The sequence below is a fragment of the Photobacterium nomapromontoriensis genome, from assembly GCF_050336815.1.
Lineage (GTDB): Bacteria > Pseudomonadota > Gammaproteobacteria > Enterobacterales > Vibrionaceae > Photobacterium > Photobacterium nomapromontoriensis.
Window position 1 is genome coordinate 1 of the sequence record NZ_JAKJSL010000041.1, and the last position, 26266, is coordinate 26266.

Sequence of the window (26266 nt, forward strand, 5' to 3'; positions counted from 1 at the left end):
AAAGTGCTTTACAACCCGAAGGCCTTCTTCACACACGCGGCATGGCTGCATCAGGGTTTCCCCCATTGTGCAATATTCCCCACTGCTGCCTCCCGTAGGAGTCTGGACCGTGTCTCAGTTCCAGTGTGGCTGATCATCCTCTCAGACCAGCTAGGGATCGTCGCCTAGGTGAGCCTTTACCCCACCTACTAGCTAATCCCACCTGGGCCAATCTTGGCGCGAGAGGTCCGAAGATCCCCCTCTTTGGTCCGTAGACGTTATGCGGTATTAGCTATCGTTTCCAATAGTTATCCCCCACACCAAGGCATGTTCCCAGGCATTACTCACCCGTCCGCCGCTCGTCATCTTCAAAAGCAAGCTTTTGAAATGTTACCGCTCGACTTGCATGTGTTAGGCCTGCCGCCAGCGTTCAATCTGAGCCATGATCAAACTCTTCAATTAAAAGTGTTTGCTGCTATAAATAGCGGCTCAATGAAATACTGTTGTCCATTACCAAAGTAATGAACGAATTGACTGTGCCAAAATAACTTACGCTATTTTGTATTGGTCACTCAGTTTCATTGATAATTCTTTTGTTGACTATCATTTCACGAGTGCCCACACAGATTGCATGGTCAAATTGTTAAAGAACAATACTGACTTACGTCACCGGCTAGCGCCGCTGTCCGTGTCAGTGAGGTCGCATTATAGAGAGTTCGATCACATTGGCAAGTGCGATTTCTAAATAAATTCACTTTTCCAGCTCGACTGCGCAATTATCAAACAAAGCCTACTTTTTACGATGTTAATAGCAGCAGCTCCACGCTATTCTCATAAATAAACTCCTTCTTTTATGGTGCTTTTATATGAATTCAATACTACGCCCTTATAAAGGACGATTTCCTACTATATCCCCTGATAGCTATTTAGACCCCTCCGCAGTACTCATCGGAAACATCACCATCGCTGAACATACCAGTATCTGGCCATTGGTCGCTGCGAGAGGTGATGTGAATCATATTGCGATTGGTGCCCGCAGCAATATCCAAGACGGCTCAGTCCTCCATGTCAGCCGTGCTACTCCGGAAAACCCTCACGGCTACCCACTAATTATTGGAGAAGATGTTACCGTCGGTCACAAGGCTATGCTGCATGGCTGTCAGATAGGGAATCGGGTATTGATTGGGATGGGAACGATTATCTTAGATGGTGCAGTTATTAAAGATGATGTCATCATTGGGGCTGGTAGCTTGGTCCCTCCGGGGAAAATAGTAGAAAGTGGTTATCTCTATATGGGTAGTCCAATAAAAAAAGCTCGCCCATTAACAGAAAAAGAACGCGCTTTTCTCATCACATCAGCAGCGAACTATGTCCGCCTCAAAAATGACTACCTAGAAACAAATTAAGACCTAACCAATAACAATATCGCCATCTTGATTAAACGCCTCATCTTCAATCAATGCTTCTGCCAATTCTTCTAAATCAAAACGAAATTGGAAAAAAACACTAAGAATCGTCGCTTCATCTGTCAGGGCTTGATCACATTGCTGCTCAAGCCAGGATACGCTAACCCAACAAGTGATCAGTGCACCCGCTTGTTGCGCCGGAAAGTTAACAGCCTGACGCTGCCGATCCCAACTTTGTAAATCAGCAAAAATAATGTCTTGATTCATCGTTCTCTTCTTTTATTGTTGCAATGCTCGACGCAATTCGCGTTGAACCTGCTTGGCTCCTGGGCGAATACCGCGCCATAACATAAAACTTTCCGCCGCCTGTCCCACTAGCATACCAAGGCCATCCAATACAATCCGTACACCATGCTGCTGTGCCCACTGATTAAAGGTCGTTAACCCAGAACCATAGACCATGTCATAACACACGGTCTTTGCGCTGAGCAGGGACTCAGGGATCCCTGGCAGCTGCTGACTCAAACTGGCAGATGTGGAATTAATAATGATATCAAAAGAAGCATTACCCAACTCTTCTAATGAGACAGCTTCCACTGGACCATGCTCGGAAAATATCTCAGCGAGTTGCTGAGCTTTCACCAAAGTGCGATTTGTTACAACCAATGCGCTAGGTTGCTGATCGAGAAGGGGCAAAATCACACCTCTTGCGGCACCACCGGCACCAACCAGCAAGATCCGCTTACCCGCTAAGCTAATATTATGCTGCAACAAATCCTGTACCAGCCCTTCGCCATCGGTATTATCACCGAGGATCAATCCATCATCGAGCTTCTTCAAGGTATTGACCGCCCCAGCTAACCGGGCCCGGTCCGTGACGCTATCTGCATACTCAAATGCATCTTCTTTAAAAGGTACAGTGACATTACAGCCTCGGCCACCAGCTGAAAAAAAAGCATCTGCAGCAGAAGCAAAACCGCCCAGTTCAACCCATTGCGCTTCATAACTCATCGCTTGTGATGTTTGTCTGGCGAACAAGGTGTGAATGAAAGGCGATTTACTTTGCGTGATGGGGTTACCGAAAACCACATACTTATCCATGCTCATGATCCCTATTTAAGATATTTGAACGCTCGTGATATTTCCCACTCTACCAGTCTCGTGGTGTCAGGTAGTGCTCATACAATTCCGCCTCTGCCGATCCCGGATCTGGCATGTAGGCATATTCCCAGCGGGCAAGAGGAGGCATCGACATCAATATTGATTCTGTTCTCCCACCACTTTGCAAACCGAATAAAGTCCCGCGGTCATACACCAGATTAAACTCCACATAGCGGCCACGGCGATAAAGCTGAAACTGACGTTCACGATCAGCATATGGGGTTAGAGCGCGCTTCTCAACAATCGGTAAATAGGCCTCTAAATAACCGTTACCCACCGCCTGCATATAAGCAAAGCTTTTCTCAAATCCCCATTGATTGAGATCGTCAAAAAATACCCCCCCCACACCTCGGGTTTCATTTCGATGAGGAAGGTAAAAGTATTTGTCGCACCAGGCCTTATGCTGGGCATAAACATCGTCACCAAATGGCTGGCAGATAGCTTTTGCCGTGTCATGCCAATACTGGCAATCTTCTTCAAATGGATAAAATGGCGTCAAATCAAAACCACCACCAAACCACCATACTGGCGATTCGCCTTCTTTCTCCGCAATGAAGAAACGTACATTAGCGTGCGATGTTGGCACATAGGGATTATGAGGATGGATCACCAAAGATACCCCCATCGCCTCAAAGCTACGGCCCGCTAACTCAGGGCGATGAGCGGTTGCCGAAGTCGGCATTTTCGTCCCATGTACATGGGAGAAATTCACCCCAGCCTGTTCAAACACCAAACCATCTCGCATGACCCGGCTACGACCACCGCCACCGAGTTCACGCTGCCATTCATCCTGCTCAAACAGGGCTTGGCTATCTTGTTGCTCAATCGCCTGACAAATCCGATCTTGCAAATCCAATAAGAAGGCTTTGACTGCTGCTTTATCTACGTTCTGCATCATCACGTTTATCCCAGTCGGAAAATATTGCCGGTGAGCGCGTCCCGGATCTCAGACGGGTTATCCCGCCCCCCTGTTTCACCCTGTAAAATCGCGGCCAATTGTCCACCAAGCTGCCGTTCCACATCGGCCACCGTCCGTCCTGGCTCTTGACCCGTCAAATTTGCACTGGTCGAGGTCAACGGTTTGCCGAATGCCAGACACAAAGCCTGCACCTGCGGATGATCAGTCACACGTACCGCAATCGTATCAAACTGACCAGTCAGAAAACGGGGAACCCCCGGTTTAGTTGGCATCACCCATGTAACAGGGCCCGGCCAAGAGGCAAAAATACGCGCTCTCTGCTCCTCACTCAATGCGCTATCATCCACATAACGAGTAAGCTGTGCATAATTTGCCGCTATCAATATCAAGCCTTTTTCCATTGGTCGATGCTTAAGTGCCAGCAGCTTATGAACGGCCATCTCGCTATCAGGATCACAGCCTACGCCAAATACAGCCTCAGTAGGATAAGCAATCACCTCCTCCTTCTGCAGCGCAGCAACCACTTGATTCAGGTTCTCCACGTATTCCTCATTCTTATCACTTGGCTTTCGCCTGATTTAACCTTCTGTTTACCTATCTTACCGACTCCTTACTGACAACTCCACGCCCGTTATCAATTGTTTCAATTTCACCTACGCAAACGTTTTCCTTCACGGATTTTCTCCGTATAATGCGGACAACACGTATCAAAACCTTCACTTTTTAGCTACCCCAAAGGAGATCGGGATGAAAGTTGGGATCATCATGGGCTCAAAGTCAGATTGGCCAACCATGCAGCATGCTGCTGAGATGTTAGATCATTTCAACATTGCTTATGAAACCAAGGTGGTTTCCGCTCACCGCACTCCGCACCTACTCACTGAATATGCTGAAGGGGCTCATGCTCGTGGTATTAAAGTGATCATAGCCGGAGCTGGCGGCGCTGCCCACCTACCCGGTATGACCGCGGCATTTACCAGCCTGCCAGTACTTGGAGTGCCCGTGCAGTCTCGGGCACTCAAAGGGATGGATTCATTACTCTCGATTGTCCAGATGCCCAAAGGGGTGGCTGTTGGCACCTTGGCAATCGGTGAAGCCGGTGCTGCGAATGCCGGACTGCTGGCAGCTCAAATCATCGGCACTCAAGATGCCACAGTCATGGCAGCCATTGATGCTTTTCGCCAAGCACAAACGGACACCGTCCTGAATAACCCCAACCCGGCTGAGGATGCATAATGAAGGTATTGGTGTTGGGGGCTGGACAGCTGGCCCGAATGATGTCACTGGCTGGCGCGCCACTGAATATTGACGTCTTTGCTTATGATGTCGGTACTGGACACGTGGTACATCCTTTATCCCAGCAGATCATGCTCAAAGGACTGAATACTGCCATCACCTATGCCGATGTGATCACGGCTGAATTTGAACACATCCCCCATGATATTCTCGATATCTGTGAAGCTAGCGGTAAATTCTTACCGCACACGGAAGCAATCAAGGCCGGAGGGGATCGTCGGTTGGAAAAAGCCTTGCTCGACCGAGCAGGAGTTCGCAACGCAAAATATCATCTGATCAACAACCGTGAGGATCTTGATCTCGCCATTGCTAACATTGGGCTGCCGATGGTACTAAAAAGTGCCCTTGGCGGCTATGATGGCAAAGGGCAATGGCGCCTTAAGCAACACGATGAAATTGATGCTATCTGGACCGATATCACCCATTTCATGACTAATACCGATAGCCAAGCCATTATCGCTGAAGAATTTGTCCCATTCGACCGCGAAGTCTCTCTGATTGGAGCCCGAGCAAAAGATGGCAGTATCGCGGTCTATCCGCTGACAGAAAATATTCACACGAACGGGGTACTCAGTCTTTCGATCGCACTTTCCGAACAGACCCCCCTGCAAGCTCAGGCTGAAGCGATGTTTCAAGCCATCGCAGAGTCACTCAATTATGTCGGTATCCTCGCGATTGAGTTCTTTGATATCAATGGCACGCTTCTGGTCAATGAAATTGCCCCCCGAGTCCATAACTCAGGCCACTGGACACAGCAAGGCGCTGAAACATGTCAGTTCGAGAATCACCTACGCGCCGTTACCGGATTACCTCTCGGCAGTACTACCTTACTTCGCTCAACCGCGATGATTAACATTTTAGGTGAAAACACCTTGCCAGCTGCCATCATGGCAGAACCGCAATGTCATGTGCATTGGTATGGTAAAGAAAAGCGCCCCGGAAGAAAAATGGGGCATATCAACCTCTGTGCCGATGATCAGACAAACCTGCAAACGTCACTCCGCGCTTTAGCCACACATCTGGATCCAACCGCTTTTCCAGCACTACACAATTAATCCCCTCGCCAATCAGATAACAAAAAGCCAGCAACGATGCTGGCTTCCTTGTTATCTTCATCACAATCTAGTCTTGGTAGGCATGACAACGACGATCGGCACACTGCAGCCGGATACCACTGGCTAATTTTTTTTCCACCAATAAGGTAAAACCACATTGTTGGCACTCACCCACAACTGGCTTGGCATTTACCGCAAAGCGGCAGGACGGGTAGTGGTCACACGCATAGAACATCTTGCCATAACGAGACTTACGCTCAATCAGCCGACCTTTGTGACACTCAGGGCAGACAATCTCGGTCGACTCGGCCTTCTTCTCTGGGGATTCAATATAATGGCACGTCGGGTAACCACTACAACCGATAAACATGCCGTAACGCCCTTGGCGGAGCAATAATTCATCGCCACATTCAGGGCAAGGAATCGCCAGATGCTTAACAATATGACCATCATTCTGCGCAAGAGGCTTGATATAGTCACACGCAGGATAACTTGTGCACCCCAGAAACGGACCATGTTTACCGTTACGGATCACCAATTCTGAACCACATGTAGGGCATTGGTTATCATGATAAAAAGCGTGTTCATGGGCGGTGAACAGCGAATCGTTAATTTTACCAGGCATACTATTCAATTATCTCTTTTGCCGATCCGCTACTTAATGGATATACCCGTCGTCCAAGCCATAAAGCAGCTCTTCCATCTGACTATAGGCACTTTCGTTGCCCGGTGCATTAAACAGTACCATTAAGATGATCCACTGCAGATCATCAAGGCAAAAATCCGATGTTTCCAGTTCCATTACCCGGTCAATCACCATTTCTCGGGTATCGGCCCCCAGCACATGGATCTGCTCTAGATACGTCAGAAACCCTCGGCATGAGGTATCCAGAAACACCATTTCCTGAGGCGTATAAATACGCATAGACGTAATCGCACTGGTATTCATATAAGGCGTGGTTTCAGTTTCCTGTAACGCGGCCAGATTCTCTAACCATGCCAGTGCCTTATAGATATCTTCCTTATGGAATCCAGCACGCAGCAATTCCTCGGAAAGTTCATCCTGATCCACCATAAGATCCACATCGCTGTGAATATAGGTTTCAAACAGGTACATAAGGATATCCATCATAATTAGCCCCTCCTCGTTCTGACATAGCCACCTGGCACAGCAGTGACAACCCCTTGCAATTCCAACTCAAGTAACTGCATCATAACCTCATGAACGGGTTGGCCACTACGTTCAGCAACCACATCAACGGGTGTTGCTTCACTGCCTACGTTAGCCAACAGTGCTGGAAATGGCAATTTTTCATTTTCAGGTTGAGGGAGCAACGCGTCTGAATGGTTATTTTTCACGCAGTCCGTCAATGCCCCTACCTCCTCAAAGATATCGACCGGTGTTTCAACCAGTTTGGCACCATTTTTTATCAGTGCATGGCAGCCCTTACTGCCGGGATAATGGATGGGTCCAGGGAGGGCAAATACTTCACGTCCTTGCTCCAAGGCATAGCGAGCAGTAACCAACGAGCCACTCTTTTGTGTTGCCTCTACCACCAATACCCCCACAGACAGGCCGCTTATAATCCGATTCCGTCGCGGAAAATTCTGCGGCCTAGGTGCCTCATCCGGCCAAAACTCCGAGACCAATGCACCTTGCTCACTAATCGCCACGGCCAAATCGCGGTGCTTGGCAGGATAAATACGATCTAAACCAGAACCCAACACCGCTATTGTTGCTCCACCATTTTTCAACGCACCGTAATGCGCTTGGCCATCAACCCCCAAGGCTAATCCACTGGTCACCACATAATCAGCCGCGACCAATGCTGCGGCAAACTCATAAGCGGCTTCTCGCCCATCAATACTGGCTGCTCGACTGCCAATGATGGCTAATTGTGGCTCCTGTAGCCAGCGAGGCTCACCTCGAACAAAAAGTAAAGGAGGAGGGGAGGCGATTTCCCGTAACAGCGCCGGATAATCGGGTGAATCTAAGGTCAGTATGGTCTGCCCGGCCAGCTCCGCCCAAGCCAAGCTATGCGCAATTTTAGCGAGGGGAGGGTGGCAATAATGATGCACTTGTGCGGCAGTTAACCCCACACGAGACAGCGCCTGAGGACTCATTGATGCTAACTCAGCGGGTGTCGTTCGCTGCAATAACCGAGTAATACGATGCCCACCAAGGGTGGGCACCGACGCTAACGTCAACCAATCTTGCAGATTAGTCATTGGTAGGAGGGAGAGCTTTCGCACCAGGAGCAACCGGCTCCGAGGCTTTCGTCACAACAGCGAGACTAAAATGTTCATACGGGCGTATGATCATGACTTCACCAACGGCAATGTCACTGAGCGTGGATGGCTTCAGGTCCGTTACTGTCTTATAGGCATAATCACCTTTCGAGCCAATCACCTCGACACCTTGGCGATAGACTTGAAAAATATTCCCCGCCGCTACGCCATCCAAATGCCCTCTGTTAACCACCACCGTTTCATTGGTCGCGATATAATTGATCCCGCTAAAATGACCAAGCACCGTCGCCAACACCCCCTCCGGCGGGGATGACGGTGCAAAACTGAGATCGATCTGATCTCTTGGCAGTGGGGCGGGTAACAACACATCATTCTGCCGAATTTCATACAACAACGTTGAAATCGCCAATGCACTATGTTCACCTTTTACCCCTTTAATTGTACCTTTAGCGATTTCTCTCAACGCCCTGACCTGCATTGACTTGCCACCCTCTAGTTCACGCTCAAACTCGCCATCAGGCCGATATATCCACCATTCCTCGCCTTGTGCCAACGCACTATCAACCCATACGGTATCGCCGTTAGACATATACCCTTTACCACTACTTTCACCCATTACTCTTGGTAATCGATCAAGGTGCTCGGCGGTTAACAATTTATCCTGCGCCAGATATGGCAACATCAAGGATGATTGCAGTGTTGTGATCGGTGCACGAACCACTCTAACTTGTGGGGAAAGCTTCACCATTTTCTTTAAACTCAAACGAGGCTGGCCATCCACCCAAATAAGATGAAGCTGATCGCCAGGATAAATCAAATGTGGATTTTCAATGTAATCATTGGCTTGCCAAAGTTGTGGCCATAACCATGGGCTTGATAAAAAATGGGCTGAGATATCCCAGAGGGTATCGCCTTTTTTAACGGTATAAACCGACGGCGCCCCATCAATGAGTTTTAGCGGCGGGGTAACGGCCCAGACACCTGAGCTGATACAGGCCAATACCAGCAAAACGACTCGCAGCCACATGATCGATCCTTCCTTTTTTACTCCGTGTTCGTCCCATCCACCATGGGGGACTATCCCACATAGATAGGCTGTCATTGAGCACAAGCGCTGTCTAGCGCTACACCGAATGAATAGTCGACTTTTAGGCATGCTTCACTATCCTTCGCATTCTGTTACATCGATCTCTACCAAGGGATCAATGGTTACTCTGCCATCATCGCCAGTGTAAATAACGGGGTACTGTTCTTTAGCCAGTAAAATGACTAGAATTAGAGCAACTAAACGACCCCTGTTCTCCGTACTGTCTTTTTAAACGAGTATCTATGCCTGTATTGCAAGTATTAACATTCCCTGACGATAGGCTGCGCACCGTTGCCAAGCCTGTTACCGCTGTCACGCCTGAGATCCAGAAAATTGTCGATGACATGATCGAAACCATGTATGACGAAGAAGGCATTGGTCTTGCCGCCACTCAGGTTGATGTACACCAGCGTATCGTCGTGATTGATATCTCAGAAGAACGTAATGAGCCGATGGTACTGATCAACCCTGAAATTACGGATAAACGCGGGGAAGATGGTATCGAAGAGGGCTGCCTGTCTGTTCCAGGGGCGCGCGCATTAGTCTCCCGAGCAGCGGAAGTTTCAGTAAAAGCCCTTGACCGAAATGGTCATCCATTCGCGTTTGACGCTGATGATCTTCTGGCGATTTGTGTTCAGCACGAACTCGACCACCTTGAAGGCAAACTGTTTGTTGATTACCTGTCGCCACTTAAGCGTAAGCGCATTCAAGATAAGCTAACAAAAATCAAACGCTTCAACGAGAAGCAACAGGCATAAACATTTGCCATGAACTAATAAGAAGGAAGCCTACCTTGAGTCAGTCATTACGTATTGTCTTTGCAGGTACTCCGGATTTCGCCGCCCGCCATCTGGCGGCGTTATTGTCTTCGGAGCATGAAGTAATTGCGGTTTATACCCAGCCAGATCGCCCCGCAGGTCGTGGTAAAAAATTGACCGCAAGCCCTGTCAAAACCATGGCACTTGAGCACAATATTCCGGTTTATCAGCCTGAGAATTTCAGGTCGGATGAAGCCAAACAAGCGCTAGCTGATCTGAATGCCGACCTCATGGTGGTTGTCGCCTACGGTCTGCTGTTACCACAAGCGATACTTGATACCCCGAAACTGGGTTGCATCAATGTCCACGGCTCTATCCTGCCTCGCTGGCGTGGCGCGGCCCCGATACAACGTGCTATTTGGGCGGGCGATAAAGAAACGGGTGTCACCATCATGCAGATGGATATCGGCCTGGATACCGGTGACATGCTAAAAATTGCGGCACTGCCAATTGAAGCGACTGATACCAGCACATCAATGTATGACAAACTGGCAGAACTTGGCCCTGTTGCGCTAGTTGATTGCTTGGCAGATATTGCGACAGGCAAAGCCGTTCCCGAGAAACAAGATGATGCACTCGCGAACTACGCGAAAAAGCTCAGTAAAGAAGAAGCGCAAATCGACTGGACAATGTCAGCCGAAGCGATTGAGCGCTGCATCCGCGCTTTCAACCCATGGCCAATGAGCTACTTCACCGTTGCCGAGCAAAATGTCAAAGTCTGGAAATCCAGCATTGATAGCGATAATCAAGGCAAAGCACCCGGTACGATTCTGGCTGCAGATAAGCAGGGGATCCTCGTGGCCACCGGTGAGGGGGCATTACGTCTGATAGAACTTCAACCACCCGGCAAGAAAGCGATGCAAGTACAAGATTTGCTGAACTCACGCCGCGAATGGTTTGAACCCGGCACCATTTTGTAAGAGCAAAAGCCAGTGCTTGCACTGGCTTTTCTTTTCTACACCCGTTAAGCGCAACACCACCGTGTAATACTGTGCAGTATTAACGTTACGAAAGAATTTCAGGAAAACCCGAATGAATGTAAGAGCTGCCGCAGCCAAAGTGATCTATCAGGTTGTTGATCAGGGCCAATCCCTATCCAATGTTCTGCCTGCTGCACAACAAGAAATCAAAGAACGAGACCATGCTCTGCTGCAAGAGATCTGCTATGGCGTATTACGCTGGTTACCTCGTCTCGAAGCGATCACCAATCAATTAATGGATAAACCGCTGAAAGGTAAACAGCGCGTATTTCATCATCTGATCTTAGTCGGTTTATACCAGCTAGGTTATATGCGTATCCCAGCCCATGCTGCCGTTGCCGAAACGGTGAATGCCACCAAGAATCTAAAAAAACCACAACTGCGTGGTTTGATCAATGCCGTACTGCGTAACTACCAACGCCAGCAAGAGGCCTTGGATCAACAAGTCAACAGTCATGATTCAGGTCACTATTGCCACCCTAGCTGGCTGCTCAAACTGCTCAAAGCCAGTTACCCAGAGCAATTGGAATCAGTCATCAGCGCAAACAATACAAAAGCGCCAATGTGGCTACGCGTCAACCGTCAGCACCATAATCGGGATGCCTACCGGGAGCTTCTCACTGCGGCAGGCATAGAAACCGATCTTCACCCAGAAGCGCTAGATGCCCTTAAGCTACGTAGCCCATGCGACGTCAGCAAGCTACCCGGTTTTGCTGACGGTTGGGTCTCGGTTCAGGATGCCGCCGCTCAGTTGTCGGTTGAATACCTTCAGCCACAAGCTGGCGAATTGATCCTTGACTGCTGTGCCGCCCCTGGCGGGAAAACGGCGCATATCATGGAGCGTCAACCAAGCACCCAAGTAGTAGCGATTGACTGTGATGAACACCGTCTCAAGCGCGTTCACGATAATCTCCAGCGCCTGAACCTCAAGGCACAAGTCTTATGTGCTGATGCACGCTATCCAGAACAGTGGTGGCAGGGCAAACAATTTGACCGTATCTTGCTTGATGCACCGTGTTCAGCAACAGGCGTGATCCGTCGCCATCCTGATATCAAATGGCTTCGCCGTGCCGATGACATCACCGCACTGGCTCAGCTTCAGGCTGAGATTGTCGATGCCATGTGGCAGCAGCTAAAACCTGGCGGTACCTTGGTCTACGCGACCTGCTCTATTACCCCTCAGGAAAACAGCGAACAAGTTAAAGCCTTCTTAGCTCGCACCACCAATGCAGAGCTGATAGGCAGTGAACCAGAAAATCCAGGCCGTCAGATCCTGCCTGGTGAACATGATATGGATGGCTTCTATTACGCGGTTATCAAGAAATCGGCATAATAATTAACGAAATAAAAAGCGGAGCTGGGTAACCAAGTTCCGCTTTTTTCGCCATATAATTCAAATAAAAGCACAATTTCATCGTCAGATGAATATGAATTTTTTATAAAGGGTGGCATTCTGAATGACCACCACCACGAAGCGTAGTAACCTACAACGACTCTATTAATCAGGCTCATGCTATGAAAATTATCATTCTCGGGGCTGGTCAGGTGGGTGGCACATTAGCCGAAAACCTGGTTGGCGAGAACAACGATATCACTATCGTCGATAAGGACCCTGAACGCCTGCGCGAACTGCAGGACAAATATGATCTTCGGGTCGTCCAAGGCTTTGCCAGCCACCCCAAGACTCTGCGCGAAGCCGGGGCTCAGGATGCCGATATGCTGGTGGCGGTAACCAATACCGATGAAACCAACATGACCGCCTGCCAGATCGCCTTTTCGCTATTCAATACCCCGAACCGGGTCGCCCGGATCCGCTCACCGGAATACCTCAAAGAAAAAGAGGCACTCTTCCAGTCGGATGCCGTTCCGGTCGATCACCTCATCGCCCCAGAAGAACTGGTAACAGATTATATCGAGCGTTTGATTGAATACCCTGGCGCACTGCAGGTTGTGAGCTTTGCTGAGGACAAAGTCGGCCTCGTGGCCGTCAAAGCTTACTACGGTGGACCACTCGTCGGAAATGCGCTGTCAGCACTGCGCGAACATATGCCTCATATTGATACCCGCGTTGCCGCCATTTTCCGTCAAGGCCAACCTATTCGCCCTCGCGGGACGACCATTATTGAAGCCGATGACGAAGTCTTCTTTGTCGCCGCCAGCAACCATATCCGTTCCGTCATGAGTGAGCTGCAGCGCCTCGAAAAACCCTATAAACGCCTAATGATTGTCGGTGGGGGGAATATCGGAGCGGGTTTGGCCCGTCGCCTTGAGCAAAGCTACAGCGTCAAGCTGATCGAGCGCAATCCCGAACGGGCAGAGAACCTGTCGGAAATGTTGGTGAACACCATTGTCTTTTGTGGTGATGCCTCGGATCAGGAGCTACTCAGCGAGGAGCATATCGAGCAGATTGATGTCTTCATTGCCGTGACCAATGACGATGAAGCCAATATCATGTCTGCCATGCTGGCCAAGCGTATGGGGGCGAAAAAAGTCATGGTGCTGATCCAGCGCGGCGCCTATGTGGATTTAGTGCAGGGCGGTACCATTGATATCGCGATCTCGCCGCAACAGGCGACAATTTCCGCCTTGCTAACCCATGTTCGACGGGCTGATATCGTCAATGTTTCTTCACTGCGTCGCGGTGCTGCCGAAGCCATCGAAGCCATTGCCCATGGTGATGCCAGCACCTCAAAAGTCGTTGGTCGTGCTGTCGGCGAAATCAAACTGCCACCAGGGACAACCATCGGGGCGGTAGTACGCGGTGACGAAGTACTGATCGCCCATGACCGCACCGTGATTGAACAAAACGATCACGTCGTCATGTTCCTGGTCGACAAGAAATACATTCCAGACGTTGAACGCCTGTTCCAGCCTAGCCCATTCTTCCTGTAATTATTATGGTCAACTATCGTCCTATACTCTTCGTACTTGGGCTGGTCTTATCCAAGATCGCCCTGTTTATGTACGTCCCGACCCTGGTGGCTTTTGTCACCGGGACTGAAGGCTTTATCGATTTTGCTACCTCGGTGATCATCACCCACAGTGTAGCCTTTATCTGCCTCACATTAGGCCGCACCGATGATTTTAAACTCGGGGTGCGAGACATGTTCCTGATCACCACGTTGGTCTGGACCATTGCCAGTGTGTTTGCCGCACTGCCCTTTGTCTTTATCAACCACATCAGTTTCACCGATGCTTATTTCGAAACCATGTCAGGGATCACCACGACGGGTTCAACGGTACTGAGTGGGCTTGATAACATGGCCCCCAGTATTCTGCTCTGGCGTTCCATTTTACAATGGCTTGGCGGAATAGGGTTTATCGTCATGGGGGTAGCTATCTTACCGATGCTCAATGTCGGGGGAATGCGACTGTTCCAGACCGAATCCTCGGACTGGTCAGAAAAAAGTTCACCCCGAACCAAAAGCGTCGCCAAGAATATCGTCAATGTGTACCTGAGCCTGACTGGATTATGTATTCTCGGCTTCTGGCTAGCGGGAATGAGCACCTTCGACGCCATCAACCATGCTTTCACCACCTTGTCGACAGGTGGCTATTCCACCTCAGATAGCTCAATGAACCACTTCTCACACAGTGCTCACTGGGTAGCGACCATCTTTATGTTTGCAGGCGGCCTGCCATTCTTACTTTTTGTTCAGGCCTTACGTAAAAAAGCCCCTCAAGCTCTACTCAAAGATGCTCAGGTTCGCGGCTACACCTTTTTGGTTCTGGTCACCAGTTTTGCTGTCGCGCTGTGGCTAACTTGGACACTGGACTATCACTTCATCGATGCGATACGCGTCTCAATGTTCAATATCGTCTCGGTTGTCACTACCACAGGCTTTGGCCTCGATGATTTCACCGCTTGGGGGCCCTTCCCGACCATCGTCTTTGCCTTCATCATGCTGGTGGGTGGCTGCTCGGGTTCCACTGCGGGCGGGATCAAAATTTTCCGTTTTCAGGTCGCGTTTGCATTATTGCGTAAACAGATGATGCAACTGATCCACCCTTCCGGTGTCTTTATGCAGCGTTATAACGGTCGCCCAGTGACCGATGATATTGTCCGTTCGGTGGTCGCACTGGCTCTGACATTCATCCTCACGATTGTGATTGTGGCGTCCGTTCTCGGGATGATGGGCTTAGATGCTGTCACCAGTATTACCGGAGCAGTTACTGCTGTGGCCAATGTCGGTCCGGGAATGGGGACCATTATTGGCCCAACGGGTAACTTTTCGACCCTACCGGATCTGGCCAAGTGGACCCTGAGTATCGGTATGCTGATGGGGCGTCTGGAGATCCTGACCATTTTGGTGGTGTTCTTCCCTGCGTTCTGGCGCAACTAATCGCCGTCACACTGATACCAATAAAACACAAAGAGAGCCGAAAGGCTCTCTTTGTGCTTGCACGCACAGGCTCGATCACGCGAATGCGCTATACTGGCTTGACGAAATAATAGATGGCAAGAAAATGGCAGACAGTCCCGCCCAACACAAACAGATGCCAAATAGCATGGTTATAGGGGATCCGCTTGTTGATATAAAACACCACACCAATCGAATAAATCACGCCACCCAAGGCGAGCAATATCAACCCGCCAGGGGCCAATGACAATGCCAATTGATAAACGGCGATCAATGACAACCACCCCATGGTCAGATACATGGCAAGCGATAGTCGCTTAAAGCGATAAACAAACACTATTTTCAACACGATGCCGATCAGGGCAATAGTCCATATCACCGCCATCAGGGTAATCGCCAATGGGGTACGTAGCGATATCAACAAAAAGGGGCTATAGGTTCCGGCGATCAAGAGATAGATAGCACAGTGATCAAATGTCTTAAGCGCGCGCTTGGCCCGTTCAAATGGAATAGCATGATATAAGGTGGAGGCGAGATAAAGTACGATCATACTCGCACCGTAAATACTTAAACTGACTAAGCTCAGCATATCAGCATGCGCTTCAACGGCTTGCATTAGCAGCAGTACCAAACCCACAATCCCAAATATCATTCCCAGACCATGACTGACACTGTTTGCTACTTCTTCTGCAACCGAATAATCTGATCCTGTCGCTGATCGTTTCACCATTTCTGTCCCTACTATCTCAGCTGTTCATGTAATAGACGGGCAGTATGGCACAGTTTAGCTTACGACTGTAAGCTGAAATTAGCGGAATTTGGTAACCAGTGATCATCGCCACACAAAACACGAAACGGTACCGGTCAAGAGGGTTCCGCCCTCGCACTCCGGCCTGCCAAAGGTGTCAACACGCCTGCAAACACCTGACATTATATTCCGTGATTCCAACACAAAACGAAGCTTACACTTCGTTATTATCTTTATTTAAGCAGTTCAATCGTTGCCTGCCGAGCCGCTTCAGGGTCGCGGGCCATAATACCGTCAACCACCTGCTGATGCAGCTCAAGCTTCAACAGCTTATCGCGGGTAATGACCCGAAAGTAATTTTCGAATACCGCCTTGAATAAGTTACCAAATGGGCTAATAAAATGATTACCCGAGGCAAAATAAATCAACTGGTGATAACGGGTATCGACCTCTATCCAACGATCCTGATCAAAATGACTGCCCAGCGTATGCATCTCTGCCATCAGCTGGCATAACTCCTCACGATCAGCATCATTAGCGTTAATGGCCGTTAAGGCTGCAGCCTCAGGCTCAAGTGAGAGTCGCACCTGTTGGAATTCTGTCACCAACTCACTGTGCTGATCAAAATTCAACCAGGCCAGTAAATCCTGATCCAAATAATTCCAGTTTCGCTTCGGTAATACCCGAGTGCCAATGCGAGGACGCGGCAGCACCATACCTTTTGCGGCGAGCATTTTAATTGCTTCACGGATGGCCGTGCGACTCACACCGTACATTTCACCCAGTTCGATTTCTCCAGGCAAAATATCACCCGGCGCGGTCTCACCACGAAGAATTTGCTGTCCAATTGATTCGGCCAACTTATACGACAAATTACGACTGGTAACCAGACGCTGATGATTGTGATCCATTAATTCCCTCCAAAGGCTATTGTTATTGACCTGCTCGTGATTTATCCGGCAGGCTTTTATTGCCAAGCAGACCGCATTAGACCATAAAGCGCTATAGGATAAACTGCTTATCTTCATAGATGCCGAGATGGCTAACAGAACCAAGATCAGTGCTACCCAAAAGTGGATGAAATTATCACTAATTTTTGGTCAAAAAACACTCGACTTAATAATAGCTTGTTGCTATTCTCGCGGCGAAAAAATAACCACTGCCTATTTCTGCCGAGGATCGGCCCTGCCAACAACATGTATGCGGAAATAGTCTTCATCACTTTGGCCACGGAAGCGCCTGACAGATAGGTAAACCATGCGCCCAGCCTCGTTCGTCAGGTACAGTACACCACGCAGCCCATCACGCTTGCGCAGTACCTCACATGCACCCACTATGAAAGCTACCCCAAAAAAACCATTCGTGAATTCCCAACCGGAATCCATCGATCCCACACCCGCTCTCACAGTGAATGAGCACGCAGCCTAAGCTCGATTCAGGCAGCCTGTTGGCTGCCTTTTATTTGTATCATTTCCTCGTTTGTTATACCGTTAGCCCCACAATAACTATCACTATAATTCTATCCAGCCTTTCTCTTGTGGAGTCATTTATGAAAACCCATCGCGTCAATGAACTGATTGAGTTGCTACATCCTGAGTGGCAAAAAGATCCCGATCTCAACCTTATTGAATTCCTGCTAAAATTGGCTGAAGAAGCCAAATATAATGGCAAATTAGAGTTACTGACCGACGATGTCCTGATTTATCACCTTAAAATGCGTAACAGCAATAAAAATGACATGATCCCAGGACTTGCCAAAGATTGCGAAGATGACTTCAAAACCGCCATTCTACGTGCTCGCGGTATCATCAAGTAAATTCTACCCCGTTGGTTAATGGCCAGCGGGTGCTCTCCCGCCACGACATTTAAGCAAAAGTGACCCCCCTATTCGCGACCCTTACCCCAAAATATGACGTTGCTAAAATACACCCTTTCCATCCTAAGTTACAATCCAATGGTAACATTTAGCTAGCATTTACAACGTATTGATTACATATTAATACTATACAGCAGCCGACAATGTATCGGCTGAACACACGCTGGCCCGTCACCGGCAAGGAAAGTAATGTCATGAGCCAAGAAAAAATTGAGATCAAGGATGTCACCCCGCCAACGTTCAACCCAGCAACCCACAAAGGGAAGGCCGATCGTTTTAACCCCAGCGATAGAATTTACGTTCGAGCGACAAAGGGGATATACCAACAACTGAGACAGCGAATGGGCTGGATTTTGATGGGGGTCTTTATGGGGCTACCATGGATCCCTTATGGCGATCGCCAAGCGATTCTGATCGATATTAACCGGCAACAATTTCACTTTTTCGGCACCACTCTCTGGCCACAGGATCTCACTCTATTGGCCACCTTGTTTATGATTGCTGCCTTCGCCCTGTTCTTCATTACCACGTTTCTGGGGCGTGTCTGGTGTGGTTATTTATGCCCTCAGACCGTCTGGACCTTCATCTATATCTGGTGTGAAGAAAAAATTGAAGGTGCCGCCAATAAACGACGCAGGCAAGACAGCATGCCGCTCACCGCATCGTTATTTGGCCGAAAGCTGGTTAAACATATCGCTTGGTTAACTGTCGCCCTCGCAACGGGGCTGACCTTTGTCGGCTATTTCTTGCCGATATCCTCACTGATCACTGATTTTTTTAGCTTTAATGTCAGTTTCTGGGCCGGCTTCTGGGTGTTGGTTTTCACAGGCTGTACCTATGCCAATGCTGGCTGGATGCGCGCTATAGTCTGTATCCACATGTGTCCGTACGCCCGATTCCAGTCTGCCATGTTTGATCAAGATACCTATATCGTCGGTTATGATCCGACACGGGGGGAATCTCGCGGACCACGATCTCGCAAGCAATCTCCGGTTGAACTGGGCCTGGGTGACTGTATCGACTGTAATTTGTGTGTTCAGGTTTGCCCCACAGGCATTGATATCCGCGACGGCTTGCAATATGAGTGCATTAACTGCGGCGCCTGCATCGACGCCTGTGACGAAACCATGCAACGCATGGGTTATCAACAACGGTTGATTAGTTATACCACCGAGCAGAAACTCAGTGGCCACAAAACCCGGATTATCCGCCCCAAGCTGATTGGCTATGGCGGTGTCATGGCAATCATGGTCGGGCTGTTTTTCTATCTTCTGGCCACCATTGAGCCGATGGAATTGGATGTGATCCGTGACCGTAGCCAACTCTTTAGGACAACCAATGACGGCTTGATCGAAAATACCTACACCCTGAAAATCATCAATAAGACTCAGCAGCCAGCGATGTATACCTTGTATGTCAGCGGGCTAGATGCCTTGCAATGGCATGGCCGACAGACCGTTAACCTCAATGCCGGTGAAATTTACACCTTACCTGTCAGCCTGAGTATTGATCCTCAACAGCTCAATGCGCCAATTGTCGATATCACCTTCAGCCTGACCCGCCAAAGTGATGCCAGCACGATTAGCACCGAAAATCGATTTATCGGCCAGTTGCATTAACCCATACGCGAATCGAATGCAAAATAGTGTAAAGACGGGGCTGGTCACAGCCCTTTTTTATTATGATATCCCTCCGTCGCATGGACGGTCAGGGGAAAGCAAGCCACCTGCCGATTTAACTGTATTTAGGGTTATACTCGACAGCACCTGACGACTTCTTAATTTGCGGAATCTGTCTCATGTCACAACCCCATGGTTTTAGTTTTGCCGATCTTGGCCCAGATCTACTGCTTGACGCACTGGATAGCACGGGGATCCGTGCCGAATCAGGCTTACTGCCTCTTAACAGCTATGAAAACCGGGTGTACCAATTCACCGCTGAAGACGGCGCTCGCTATGTCACTAAGTTCTATCGCCCACAACGTTGGAGCGACGAACAGATCATCGAAGAGCATCGCTTTACCCTAGAGCTCGCCGAACATGACATTCCGGTTGCCGCACCGATCGCCATTAATGGCAACACCCTGCACCAGTTTAATGGTCACCGTTTCGCGTTGTTTCCAAGCCTCGGCGGCCGTCAATTTGAAGTTGATAATTTTGATCAGCTGGAGTGGGTAGGCCGCTTTCTGGGGCGTATCCATCGTGTCGGCCAACAGCAACCCTTTACCCACCGTCCAACACTCGGGCTCGACGAATACCTTTACCTGCCTCGCCAAGAGCTGGAACAGTCCCGGATGATCCCGGATCATCTCAAGCATGCTTTCTTTGCTGATCTCGACCGCCTGATTTGTGAGCTGGAGCAGCACTGGCATACCAATTGGCAACCGATCCGCTTACACGGAGACTGCCATCCTGGCAATATTCTGTGGCGAGATGGACCACTATTTGTTGATTTAGATGATGCACGAAACGGTCCTGCCGTCCAAGATCTCTGGATGCTGCTCAATGGCGATCGTCATGACAAGCTGGCCCAGCTCGATACCATTTTAGAGGCTTACAGTGAATTTTCTGATTTTGATCACCAACAATTGCAACTGATTGAGCCGTTGCGCGGTCTTAGAATGGTACATTACATGGCATGGCTCACACGGCGCTGGGAAGATCCTGCCTTTCCGCTCGCATTTCCGTGGTTTGCAGATGCCAAGTATTGGGAGGGCCAAGTGCTGGCATTCAAGGAGCAACTGGCTGCCCTCCAAGAACCCCCATTGCAACTTATGCCGCAATGGTAAACACACTGATAACTAAAATGGAAAAATAACATCTGTTATTTCAATCCTTTGACGGGAGAAAACTGCAACATGTTTAAAAAATTTCTAGCGCTGATCAGCGTCGCACTACTGTCACTGTCCGTTCAGGCAGCCCAGTTCAAGGAAGGCGATCATTACAAAGTCCTCGATCTACCCAAATCCAGCAGTCCACTGGTCACAGAGTTCTTCTCTTTCTACTGCCCGGCTTGTCACCGCTTTGAGCCAATGATCCAACAGCTGAAAAAGAGCCTGCCAGACAATGCCAAGCTGCAGAAGAATCATGTTTCCTTCATGGGTGGCCCAATGGGTAAATCCATGAGTAAAGCCTATGCCACGGCCGTGGTGTTAGGGGTTGAAGCAAAAATGACACCCGTGCTGTTTAGCCGCATCCACGATATGCAAAAACCACCACGTAACGATCAGGAGCTGCGTCAAATCTTCATTGATGAAGGGGTAAAAGCGGAAGACTTTGACGGCGCCTTCAACAGCTTTGCTGTCAATTCCATGGTTAACCGCTTCAATAAAGCCTTCCAGGATAGCGGTCTAACTGGCGTACCGGCTGTGATAGTAAACAATAAGTACCTCGTACAAACCGGCAAACTTCGCTCTGCCGACGAATACTTTGAACTGGTCAACTACTTACTGACCAAATAAGCCACAATAAGCAAGATGAAAAAAGGGCCGGCAGGCCCTTTTTTTCATCCCAAGATCACCCTAACCCTACACGACCTGTGCCGAGATCTGACGTAACAGCCGATCCATTGCCCGATACCCCAACGCCTCAGCCAGATGACCACGAGTGATCTGCTCACACCCGGCCAAATCAGCAATGGTTCGAGCAACTTTGATGATCCGGTGATAGGCCCGAATCGATAACCCCAGCTGATGCAAGGCGGTTTCCAAAAACTCGGCATCACTTTTTTCTAATCGGCAGAAGCTATCCAGCTCCCGAGTCGACAACAGCGCATTAACCTTATTAGCTCGCGAAAGCATGGACTCCCGAGCATCAAAAACCCGCTGACGAATCACAGCACTCGACTCACCGCGATCACCGCCATCAGCCAACGTACCTCGGGGTAGCGCCGGGATCTCTATCGACATATCAAATCTATCAAGTAACGGACCAGATAGGCGGCTTAAATAACGTAAAATGGCCTGTGGATTGGTCCGGGATTGGTTACCTTCATAATACCCGGTTGGACTCGGGTTCAGGGCGCCAATCAACTGAAAGCGGGCAGGGAACGTCGTTTTGGTCGTCGCTCGAGAAATCACGATTTCACCAGACTCTAGCGGTTCACGCAGTGAATCTAGCACTTTACGCTCAAATTCTGGCATTTCATCCAAAAACAAAATGCCATTATGCGACAGCGAAATCTCCCCTGGCCGCGGTACCGAGCCCCCTCCAACCAGCGCCGCCATCGAACTGGAGTGGTGCGGGGTACGAAATGGCCGCTGACGCCAGTTACCTTCATGAATACTCTGCGGCGTCAGCGATGCGACTGCCGCCGTTTCCAGTGCCTCTTCAATGCTCATTTCTGGCAATAAATCACGCAGCCTAGAAGCAAGCATGGTCTTTCCCGTGCCGGGAGGCCCCAGAAATAACAGGTTGTGCCCCCCAGCAGCCGCAATTTCCAACGCCCGCTTTCCTTGCTGCTGACCAATAATATCTTGCATATCACGATCTGAAGCACAAGGCTCTGCGACAAAAGGGCCATGTTGTACGAGATCAAGCTGAGTCTGGCCATGTAAATGCGCGCACACTTTCAACAATGACGGAGCCGATTTATGCCGATCCTTACCGACCAATGCGACCTGATCACCATTGCTGTCCGGAACCACGAGACAACGATTGGCAAGCTTTGCCGCCAGTGCTGCTGGAAGCGCCCCCTTAACCGGCCGCAGTTCACCAGATAACGCTAATTCACCTAAAAATTCAAAATCTTGTAGCTTATTGAGGGGGATTTGCTCCGATGCGGCAAGGATCCCAAGGGCGATAGGCAAATCAAACCGCCCCCCTTCTTTCGGTAAATCGGCAGGGGCCAGATTAACGGTGATCCGCCGCGAGGGAAATTCAAACCCGGCATTCACGATGGCACTGCGCACCCGATCTTTAGCTTCTTTAACACTGGTTTCGGGCAACCCGACCAGTGCCAAAGCTGGCATCCCGTTACTGATATGTACCTCCACCGTCACGGCTGGGGCTTCAACCCCGACACAAGCGCGGCTATGAACAATTGCAAGGTTCATGAATAATCATCCTGCTGACACTTTAATCAGATAAGTTAATGAATTACATAAAATAAGTTTCAGTAATAGACTATTTATGCAGTGAAGATGAAAAATAATTTGTAGTTTTTTCTTGTCATGCGAGCGATGTCTGTGTTACCACTTAGTAAACACAATATAAAAACACAAAAACCGGACAGACAGTCAATGCAATTAAGCGCCCAGCCCCTCCTTCTCATTATCAACGTCATCGTGGTGATTATTTCACTGCGAGAGGGGCGAGCAGGCGTAAATTAGCAACACACACAACATACGCAGAATAGCCCCCGAAACCAGCAGGTCCGGGGGCTTTTTTTTAAACATAAACCAACAGGATGCTGGTTTTACAATCAATCACCAGCAGGTCGCAAGCATGGATACACAGGGAGAGCAGCGATGACGGGAGCAGAGTTAGTCGTAAAAGCGCTGCAACAGCAGGGAATCACAACCATTTTTGGCTATCCGGGCGGAGCCATCATGCCGATATATGACGCCCTCTACGACGGCGAGGTCGAACATATCCTCTGTCGCCATGAGCAAGGTGCAGCCATGGCAGCAATCGGCATGGCACGCTCAACCCAAGAGGTTGCTGTCTGCATGGCGACTTCAGGACCGGGGGCCACCAACCTGGTCACGGGTCTGGCTGATGCCTTTCTGGATTCGGTACCGCTGGTTGCTATCACCGGCCAGGTCGCCAGCTCCCACATTGGTACCGATGCATTTCAGGAAATGGACGTGATCGGCATGTCACTCGCCTGTACCAAGCACAGCTATCTGGTAACCGATATTCACGATCTGGCCCCAACGCTCGCTGAAGCCTTCGAGGTAGCCAAAACAGGCCGGCCCGGTCCAGTCATTGTTGATATAGCCAAAGACGTCCAACTTGCCGAAGCCCCCGTTGAACTACTATCACCCATTACGCCACCCACGATACCGACGGTCACATCCGCTGAAATAACCGCCGCTCAACAACTGCTAACTACCAGTGAACGGCCGGTTTTGTATGTCGGCGGCGGGGTGCAATTAGCCAAAGCCACTGACACTGTTCGGGATTTTCTCACGCATAATCCTATGCCATCGGTCAGTACCCTTAAAGGACTGGGCACGGTAGAGCGGCATGACCCACATTTCCTGGGAATGCTGGGGATGCATGGCACCAAAGCCGCCAACCTAATTGTTCAGGAGTGCGACTTACTTATCGTGGTTGGCGCCCGTTTTGATGATCGAGTAACAGGCAAGCTGGAGACCTTTGCCCCTGATGCCAAGGTTATCCATATCGATATCGATGCTGCAGAATTCAATAAATTACGCCATGCCCATGCACCGTTACGAGGCGATATCAATGCCATCCTGCCGCAGCTTGAGCTGGCGCAGGATATTCACGACTGGGTCACGCACAGCGAACAGCTCCGCCGTCAGTTTAAATGGCGTTATGACCACCCTGGCGATTTGATCTACGCACCATTACTGATGAAACAACTGTCAGACATGATGCCGGATACCGCGATGGTCTCAACCGACGTCGGCCAACATCAGATGTGGGCCGCCCAACATATCCAGCCCCGACAGCCACAAAACTACATCACCTCAGCCGGTCTGGGCACCATGGGCTTTGGCCTGCCCGCCGCAATGGGGGCAAAGGTTGCCCGCCCAGACGATGAATCGATCCTGATCTCCGGTGATGGCTCATTCATGATGAATATTCAGGAACTCGGCACGCTTAAGCGCCGCCAGATCCCGGTCAAAATGGTACTGATCAACAATCAACGGCTCGGCATGGTCCGTCAATGGCAATCACTGTTCTTTGACGGCCGCCACAGTGAAACCATCCTCGACGATAACCCAGATTTCGTCACCCTCGCCAGTGCCTTTGATATTCCGGGCAAAACCATTACTCGTAAAGAAGAGGTTATGCCAGCACTGCAGGAGATGCTGGCCAGTAAAACCGCCTACCTGCTGCACGTATTGATCTCGGAAGAAGACAATGTCTGGCCACTCGTACCACCTGGTGCGGCAAACCAAGATATGCTGGAGAACACCTAATGGACCGATATTTACTCAACATCAAAGCGGATGATAAGCCAGTATTACTAGAGCGGATCCTTCGTGTGATCCGTCATCGAGGCTTCGTGATTAAACAAGTCACTGCCACACAGAATCATGCAAGCAAAATAGCCAGTATTGAAATACAGGTCGACAGTGACCGTCCCATCAGCACGCTGATCAATCAAGTCGAAAAGCTTTGGGATATTCGTACCGTCGAAACCACACTCATTGAGACCCAAGATTAGATTTATTTAAGGAAGGAATAAAATGGCCAATACAGCGGATTATATTTGGTTTAACGGCGACATGGTGCCTTGGGCAGAAGCCAATGTCCACGTCCTGACGCACGCGATGCATTATGGTACTTCGGTCTTTGAAGGTATTCGCTGCTACAACACCCCGAACGGTCCGGCCGTTTTCCGTCATAAGGAACACATCGATCGGCTGCAAAATTCAGCCAAAATCTATCGTTTTCCAATCCCATACAGCTCAGAAGAGCTAATGGAAGTCTGCCGCGAAACCCTACGCGTGAACAAACTCGATTCTGCTTATCTCCGCCCGCTGGCATATGTCGGCAATGTCGGTTTGGGGGTTTGTCCACCCACTGGCACTCAGATGGATGTCATTGTTGCCGCCTTCCCTTGGGGCGCTTACCTGGGTGAAGAGGCATTAGAAAATGGCGTCGATGCGATGATATCAAGCTGGCACCGTGCCGCACCCAATACCATTCCAACCGCAGCCAAAGCGGGCGGGAACTACCTGTCATCCTTACTGGTCGGTGGTGAAGCGCGCCGTCACGGTTATGCTGAAGGTATCGCCCTGAGTGTTGACGGCTATCTGTCTGAAGGGGCAGGGGAGAACCTGTTTGTGGTCAGCAACGGTGTGCTATTTACCCCGCCGACCACCAGCGCCATCCTGCCGGGGATCACCCGTGATTCCATCATGACTCTGGCTAAAGATCGGGGCTATGAAGTACGCGAAGAAAATATTGCACGTGAAGCACTCTATCTGGCTGATGAAGTGTTCATGACGGGTACTGCCGCTGAGATCGTCCCGGTCCGCAGTGTTGATCAAATCACGGTTGGTGAAGGCAAACGCGGCCCTATTACCAAAGTACTACAAGACGCTTATTTCGGCCTGTTCAACGGTACTACCGAAGACAAGTGGGGCTGGTTGGATTACGTCTACCCATCTGATAAGTAAGTCATACTCA

27 protein-coding genes and 1 rRNA gene are annotated in these 26266 nt (G+C 49.7%); 15 read left to right on the plus strand and 13 right to left on the minus strand.

Features of this window, described 5'->3' with window-relative positions; all coding sequences use genetic code 11:
• A 16S ribosomal RNA gene (locus L4D12_RS17390) occupies positions 1-441 on the minus strand; the annotation flags it as partial.
• A 404-nt stretch (positions 442-845) separates the two neighbouring features.
• Between L4D12_RS17390 and L4D12_RS17395 the strand changes: the two genes are divergently transcribed.
• Positions 846-1385, plus strand: a complete 540-nt coding sequence (locus L4D12_RS17395; RefSeq protein WP_428449101.1) for a gamma carbonic anhydrase family protein — start codon at positions 846-848, stop codon at positions 1383-1385.
• 3 nt (positions 1386-1388) lie between these two features.
• Here L4D12_RS17395 and L4D12_RS17400 read toward each other — a convergent pair whose 3' ends face one another.
• From L4D12_RS17400 to tsaC, 4 genes are read right to left on the minus strand one after another with little or no spacing between them, the layout of a single operon-like run.
• Positions 1389-1652 (minus strand): DUF1488 family protein, encoded by a 264-nt coding sequence (locus L4D12_RS17400; protein WP_428449102.1) that lies wholly within the window; start codon positions 1650-1652, stop codon positions 1389-1391.
• Positions 1653-1664: 12 nt separating this feature from the next.
• Complete coding sequence (gene aroE, locus L4D12_RS17405) at positions 1665-2486, minus strand: shikimate dehydrogenase (protein WP_428449103.1); 822 nt, start codon at positions 2484-2486, stop codon at positions 1665-1667.
• Between the two features lie 49 nt (positions 2487-2535).
• Positions 2536-3441 (minus strand): oxygen-dependent coproporphyrinogen oxidase, encoded by a 906-nt coding sequence (hemF, locus tag L4D12_RS17410; protein ID WP_428449172.1) that lies wholly within the window; start codon positions 3439-3441, stop codon positions 2536-2538.
• A gap of 8 nt (positions 3442-3449) precedes the next feature.
• Complete coding sequence (gene tsaC / locus L4D12_RS17415) at positions 3450-4007, minus strand: L-threonylcarbamoyladenylate synthase type 1 TsaC (protein ID WP_428449104.1); 558 nt, start codon at positions 4005-4007, stop codon at positions 3450-3452.
• Between the two features lie 205 nt (positions 4008-4212).
• Between tsaC and purE the strand changes: the two genes are divergently transcribed.
• Positions 4213-4701 carry a 5-(carboxyamino)imidazole ribonucleotide mutase gene (gene purE / locus L4D12_RS17420; protein WP_428449105.1) on the plus strand — a complete coding sequence of 163 codons (489 nt, stop codon included), beginning with the start codon at positions 4213-4215 and terminating at the stop codon, positions 4699-4701.
• Positions 4701-5816 (plus strand): 5-(carboxyamino)imidazole ribonucleotide synthase, encoded by a 1116-nt coding sequence (locus L4D12_RS17425; protein ID WP_428449106.1) that lies wholly within the window; start codon positions 4701-4703, stop codon positions 5814-5816. Before purE ends, L4D12_RS17425 begins: the two co-directional genes overlap by 1 nt.
• A gap of 67 nt (positions 5817-5883) precedes the next feature.
• Here L4D12_RS17425 and L4D12_RS17430 read toward each other — a convergent pair whose 3' ends face one another.
• The 4 genes from L4D12_RS17430 to L4D12_RS17445 are packed head-to-tail and all read right to left on the minus strand — an operon-like array spanning position 5884 to position 9093.
• A complete protein-coding gene (locus tag L4D12_RS17430) occupies positions 5884-6441 on the minus strand; it encodes a DNA topoisomerase family protein (protein WP_428449173.1) in 558 nt (185 codons plus the stop codon).
• 33 nt (positions 6442-6474) lie between these two features.
• Entirely contained in the window at positions 6475-6948 is a 474-nt protein-coding gene (locus tag L4D12_RS17435) for a DUF494 family protein (RefSeq protein ID WP_428449107.1), read from the minus strand.
• A gap of 2 nt (positions 6949-6950) precedes the next feature.
• Positions 6951-8045 carry a DNA-processing protein DprA gene (gene dprA, locus L4D12_RS17440; protein ID WP_428449108.1) on the minus strand — a complete coding sequence of 365 codons (1095 nt, stop codon included), beginning with the start codon at positions 8043-8045 and terminating at the stop codon, positions 6951-6953.
• The gene (locus L4D12_RS17445) at positions 8038-9093 is read right to left on the minus strand and encodes a LysM peptidoglycan-binding domain-containing protein (RefSeq protein ID WP_428449109.1); all 1056 of its coding nucleotides are present in this window, start codon (positions 9091-9093) and stop codon (positions 8038-8040) included. The genes dprA and L4D12_RS17445 overlap by 8 nt, the downstream gene beginning before the upstream one ends.
• 302 nt (positions 9094-9395) lie before the next feature.
• On the opposite strand from L4D12_RS17445, the gene def reads away from it, so the two are divergent.
• The 5 genes from def to L4D12_RS17470 all read left to right on the plus strand — a co-directional run bounded on the left by def (position 9396) and on the right by L4D12_RS17470 (position 15294).
• On the plus strand, positions 9396-9911 hold the full coding sequence (gene def / locus L4D12_RS17450) for a peptide deformylase (RefSeq protein WP_428449110.1): 516 nt from the start codon (positions 9396-9398) through the stop codon (positions 9909-9911).
• A 35-nt stretch (positions 9912-9946) separates the two neighbouring features.
• Positions 9947-10891, plus strand: coding sequence for a methionyl-tRNA formyltransferase (gene fmt, locus L4D12_RS17455; protein WP_428449111.1), 945 nt, complete (start codon positions 9947-9949; stop codon positions 10889-10891).
• 112 nt (positions 10892-11003) lie between these two features.
• Positions 11004-12284 (plus strand): 16S rRNA (cytosine(967)-C(5))-methyltransferase RsmB, encoded by a 1281-nt coding sequence (gene rsmB, locus L4D12_RS17460; RefSeq protein ID WP_428449112.1) that lies wholly within the window; start codon positions 11004-11006, stop codon positions 12282-12284.
• Between the two features lie 164 nt (positions 12285-12448).
• Complete coding sequence (gene trkA, locus L4D12_RS17465; RefSeq protein WP_428449174.1) at positions 12449-13843, plus strand: Trk system potassium transporter TrkA; 1395 nt, start codon at positions 12449-12451, stop codon at positions 13841-13843.
• A gap of 5 nt (positions 13844-13848) precedes the next feature.
• Positions 13849-15294, plus strand: coding sequence for a TrkH family potassium uptake protein (locus L4D12_RS17470; protein WP_428449113.1), 1446 nt, complete (start codon positions 13849-13851; stop codon positions 15292-15294).
• A gap of 88 nt (positions 15295-15382) precedes the next feature.
• On the opposite strand, the gene trhA is transcribed toward L4D12_RS17470, so the two are convergent.
• The 3 genes from trhA to L4D12_RS17485 all read right to left on the minus strand — a co-directional run bounded on the left by trhA (position 15383) and on the right by L4D12_RS17485 (position 17445).
• Positions 15383-16042: a PAQR family membrane homeostasis protein TrhA gene (gene trhA / locus L4D12_RS17475; RefSeq protein ID WP_428449114.1), complete on the minus strand. Its 660-nt coding sequence runs from the start codon at positions 16040-16042 to the stop codon at positions 15383-15385.
• Between the two features lie 251 nt (positions 16043-16293).
• Positions 16294-16971 carry a FadR/GntR family transcriptional regulator gene (locus L4D12_RS17480; RefSeq protein ID WP_428449115.1) on the minus strand — a complete coding sequence of 226 codons (678 nt, stop codon included), beginning with the start codon at positions 16969-16971 and terminating at the stop codon, positions 16294-16296.
• Between the two features lie 252 nt (positions 16972-17223).
• Complete coding sequence (locus tag L4D12_RS17485) at positions 17224-17445, minus strand: hypothetical protein (RefSeq protein WP_428449116.1); 222 nt, start codon at positions 17443-17445, stop codon at positions 17224-17226.
• A 164-nt stretch (positions 17446-17609) separates the two neighbouring features.
• On the opposite strand from L4D12_RS17485, the gene L4D12_RS17490 reads away from it, so the two are divergent.
• The 4 genes from L4D12_RS17490 to L4D12_RS17505 all read left to right on the plus strand — a co-directional run bounded on the left by L4D12_RS17490 (position 17610) and on the right by L4D12_RS17505 (position 21396).
• Positions 17610-17876 carry a YihD family protein gene (locus L4D12_RS17490; RefSeq protein ID WP_428449117.1) on the plus strand — a complete coding sequence of 89 codons (267 nt, stop codon included), beginning with the start codon at positions 17610-17612 and terminating at the stop codon, positions 17874-17876.
• Between the two features lie 254 nt (positions 17877-18130).
• Complete coding sequence (gene ccoG / locus L4D12_RS17495) at positions 18131-19555, plus strand: cytochrome c oxidase accessory protein CcoG (protein ID WP_428449118.1); 1425 nt, start codon at positions 18131-18133, stop codon at positions 19553-19555.
• 179 nt (positions 19556-19734) lie between these two features.
• Positions 19735-20724, plus strand: a complete 990-nt coding sequence (locus L4D12_RS17500) for a serine/threonine protein kinase (protein WP_428449119.1) — start codon at positions 19735-19737, stop codon at positions 20722-20724.
• A 69-nt stretch (positions 20725-20793) separates the two neighbouring features.
• Positions 20794-21396, plus strand: a complete 603-nt coding sequence (locus tag L4D12_RS17505; RefSeq protein WP_428449120.1) for a thiol:disulfide interchange protein DsbA/DsbL — start codon at positions 20794-20796, stop codon at positions 21394-21396.
• A gap of 66 nt (positions 21397-21462) precedes the next feature.
• Here L4D12_RS17505 and L4D12_RS17510 read toward each other — a convergent pair whose 3' ends face one another.
• A complete protein-coding gene (locus tag L4D12_RS17510) occupies positions 21463-22989 on the minus strand; it encodes a YifB family Mg chelatase-like AAA ATPase (protein WP_428449121.1) in 1527 nt (508 codons plus the stop codon).
• 414 nt (positions 22990-23403) lie between these two features.
• Between L4D12_RS17510 and ilvG the strand changes: the two genes are divergently transcribed.
• From ilvG to ilvE, 3 genes are read left to right on the plus strand one after another with little or no spacing between them, the layout of a single operon-like run.
• Positions 23404-25050: an acetolactate synthase 2 catalytic subunit gene (gene ilvG / locus L4D12_RS17515; protein WP_428449122.1), complete on the plus strand. Its 1647-nt coding sequence runs from the start codon at positions 23404-23406 to the stop codon at positions 25048-25050.
• The gene (ilvM, locus tag L4D12_RS17520) at positions 25050-25298 is read left to right on the plus strand and encodes an acetolactate synthase 2 small subunit (RefSeq protein ID WP_428449123.1); all 249 of its coding nucleotides are present in this window, start codon (positions 25050-25052) and stop codon (positions 25296-25298) included. Before ilvG ends, ilvM begins: the two co-directional genes overlap by 1 nt.
• Before the next feature lie 22 nt (positions 25299-25320).
• Positions 25321-26256: a branched-chain-amino-acid transaminase gene (gene ilvE / locus L4D12_RS17525; RefSeq protein ID WP_428449124.1), complete on the plus strand. Its 936-nt coding sequence runs from the start codon at positions 25321-25323 to the stop codon at positions 26254-26256.
• The last annotated feature ends 10 nt before the right edge of the window (positions 26257-26266 follow it).

Excerpts from the sequence above, each read along its gene's own strand:
- L4D12_RS17395 (WP_428449101.1), top strand. The coding sequence starts at position 846 with ATGAATTCAATACTACGCCCTTATAAAGGACGATTTCCTACTATATCC.
- L4D12_RS17400 (WP_428449102.1), bottom strand. The coding sequence starts at position 1,652 with ATGAATCAAGACATTATTTTTGCTGATTTACAAAGTTGGGATCGGCAG.
- aroE (WP_428449103.1), bottom strand. The coding sequence starts at position 2,486 with ATGGATAAGTATGTGGTTTTCGGTAACCCCATCACGCAAAGTAAATCG.
- hemF (WP_428449172.1), bottom strand. The coding sequence starts at position 3,441 with ATGCAGAACGTAGATAAAGCAGCAGTCAAAGCCTTCTTATTGGATTTG.
- purE (WP_428449105.1), top strand. The coding sequence starts at position 4,213 with ATGAAAGTTGGGATCATCATGGGCTCAAAGTCAGATTGGCCAACCATG.
- L4D12_RS17425 (WP_428449106.1), top strand. The coding sequence starts at position 4,701 with ATGAAGGTATTGGTGTTGGGGGCTGGACAGCTGGCCCGAATGATGTCA.
- L4D12_RS17430 (WP_428449173.1), bottom strand. The coding sequence starts at position 6,441 with ATGCCTGGTAAAATTAACGATTCGCTGTTCACCGCCCATGAACACGCT.
- L4D12_RS17435 (WP_428449107.1), bottom strand. The coding sequence starts at position 6,948 with ATGATGGATATCCTTATGTACCTGTTTGAAACCTATATTCACAGCGAT.
- dprA (WP_428449108.1), bottom strand. The coding sequence starts at position 8,045 with ATGACTAATCTGCAAGATTGGTTGACGTTAGCGTCGGTGCCCACCCTT.
- L4D12_RS17445 (WP_428449109.1), bottom strand. The coding sequence starts at position 9,093 with ATGTGGCTGCGAGTCGTTTTGCTGGTATTGGCCTGTATCAGCTCAGGT.
- def (WP_428449110.1), top strand. The coding sequence starts at position 9,396 with ATGCCTGTATTGCAAGTATTAACATTCCCTGACGATAGGCTGCGCACC.
- rsmB (WP_428449112.1), top strand. The coding sequence starts at position 11,004 with ATGAATGTAAGAGCTGCCGCAGCCAAAGTGATCTATCAGGTTGTTGAT.
- L4D12_RS17470 (WP_428449113.1), top strand. The coding sequence starts at position 13,849 with ATGGTCAACTATCGTCCTATACTCTTCGTACTTGGGCTGGTCTTATCC.
- trhA (WP_428449114.1), bottom strand. The coding sequence starts at position 16,042 with ATGGTGAAACGATCAGCGACAGGATCAGATTATTCGGTTGCAGAAGAA.
- L4D12_RS17480 (WP_428449115.1), bottom strand. The coding sequence starts at position 16,971 with ATGGATCACAATCATCAGCGTCTGGTTACCAGTCGTAATTTGTCGTAT.
- L4D12_RS17485 (WP_428449116.1), bottom strand. The coding sequence starts at position 17,445 with ATGGATTCCGGTTGGGAATTCACGAATGGTTTTTTTGGGGTAGCTTTC.
- L4D12_RS17490 (WP_428449117.1), top strand. The coding sequence starts at position 17,610 with ATGAAAACCCATCGCGTCAATGAACTGATTGAGTTGCTACATCCTGAG.
- ccoG (WP_428449118.1), top strand. The coding sequence starts at position 18,131 with ATGAGCCAAGAAAAAATTGAGATCAAGGATGTCACCCCGCCAACGTTC.
- L4D12_RS17500 (WP_428449119.1), top strand. The coding sequence starts at position 19,735 with ATGTCACAACCCCATGGTTTTAGTTTTGCCGATCTTGGCCCAGATCTA.
- L4D12_RS17505 (WP_428449120.1), top strand. The coding sequence starts at position 20,794 with ATGTTTAAAAAATTTCTAGCGCTGATCAGCGTCGCACTACTGTCACTG.
- L4D12_RS17510 (WP_428449121.1), bottom strand. The coding sequence starts at position 22,989 with ATGAACCTTGCAATTGTTCATAGCCGCGCTTGTGTCGGGGTTGAAGCC.
- ilvG (WP_428449122.1), top strand. The coding sequence starts at position 23,404 with ATGACGGGAGCAGAGTTAGTCGTAAAAGCGCTGCAACAGCAGGGAATC.
- ilvM (WP_428449123.1), top strand. The coding sequence starts at position 25,050 with ATGGACCGATATTTACTCAACATCAAAGCGGATGATAAGCCAGTATTA.
- ilvE (WP_428449124.1), top strand. The coding sequence starts at position 25,321 with ATGGCCAATACAGCGGATTATATTTGGTTTAACGGCGACATGGTGCCT.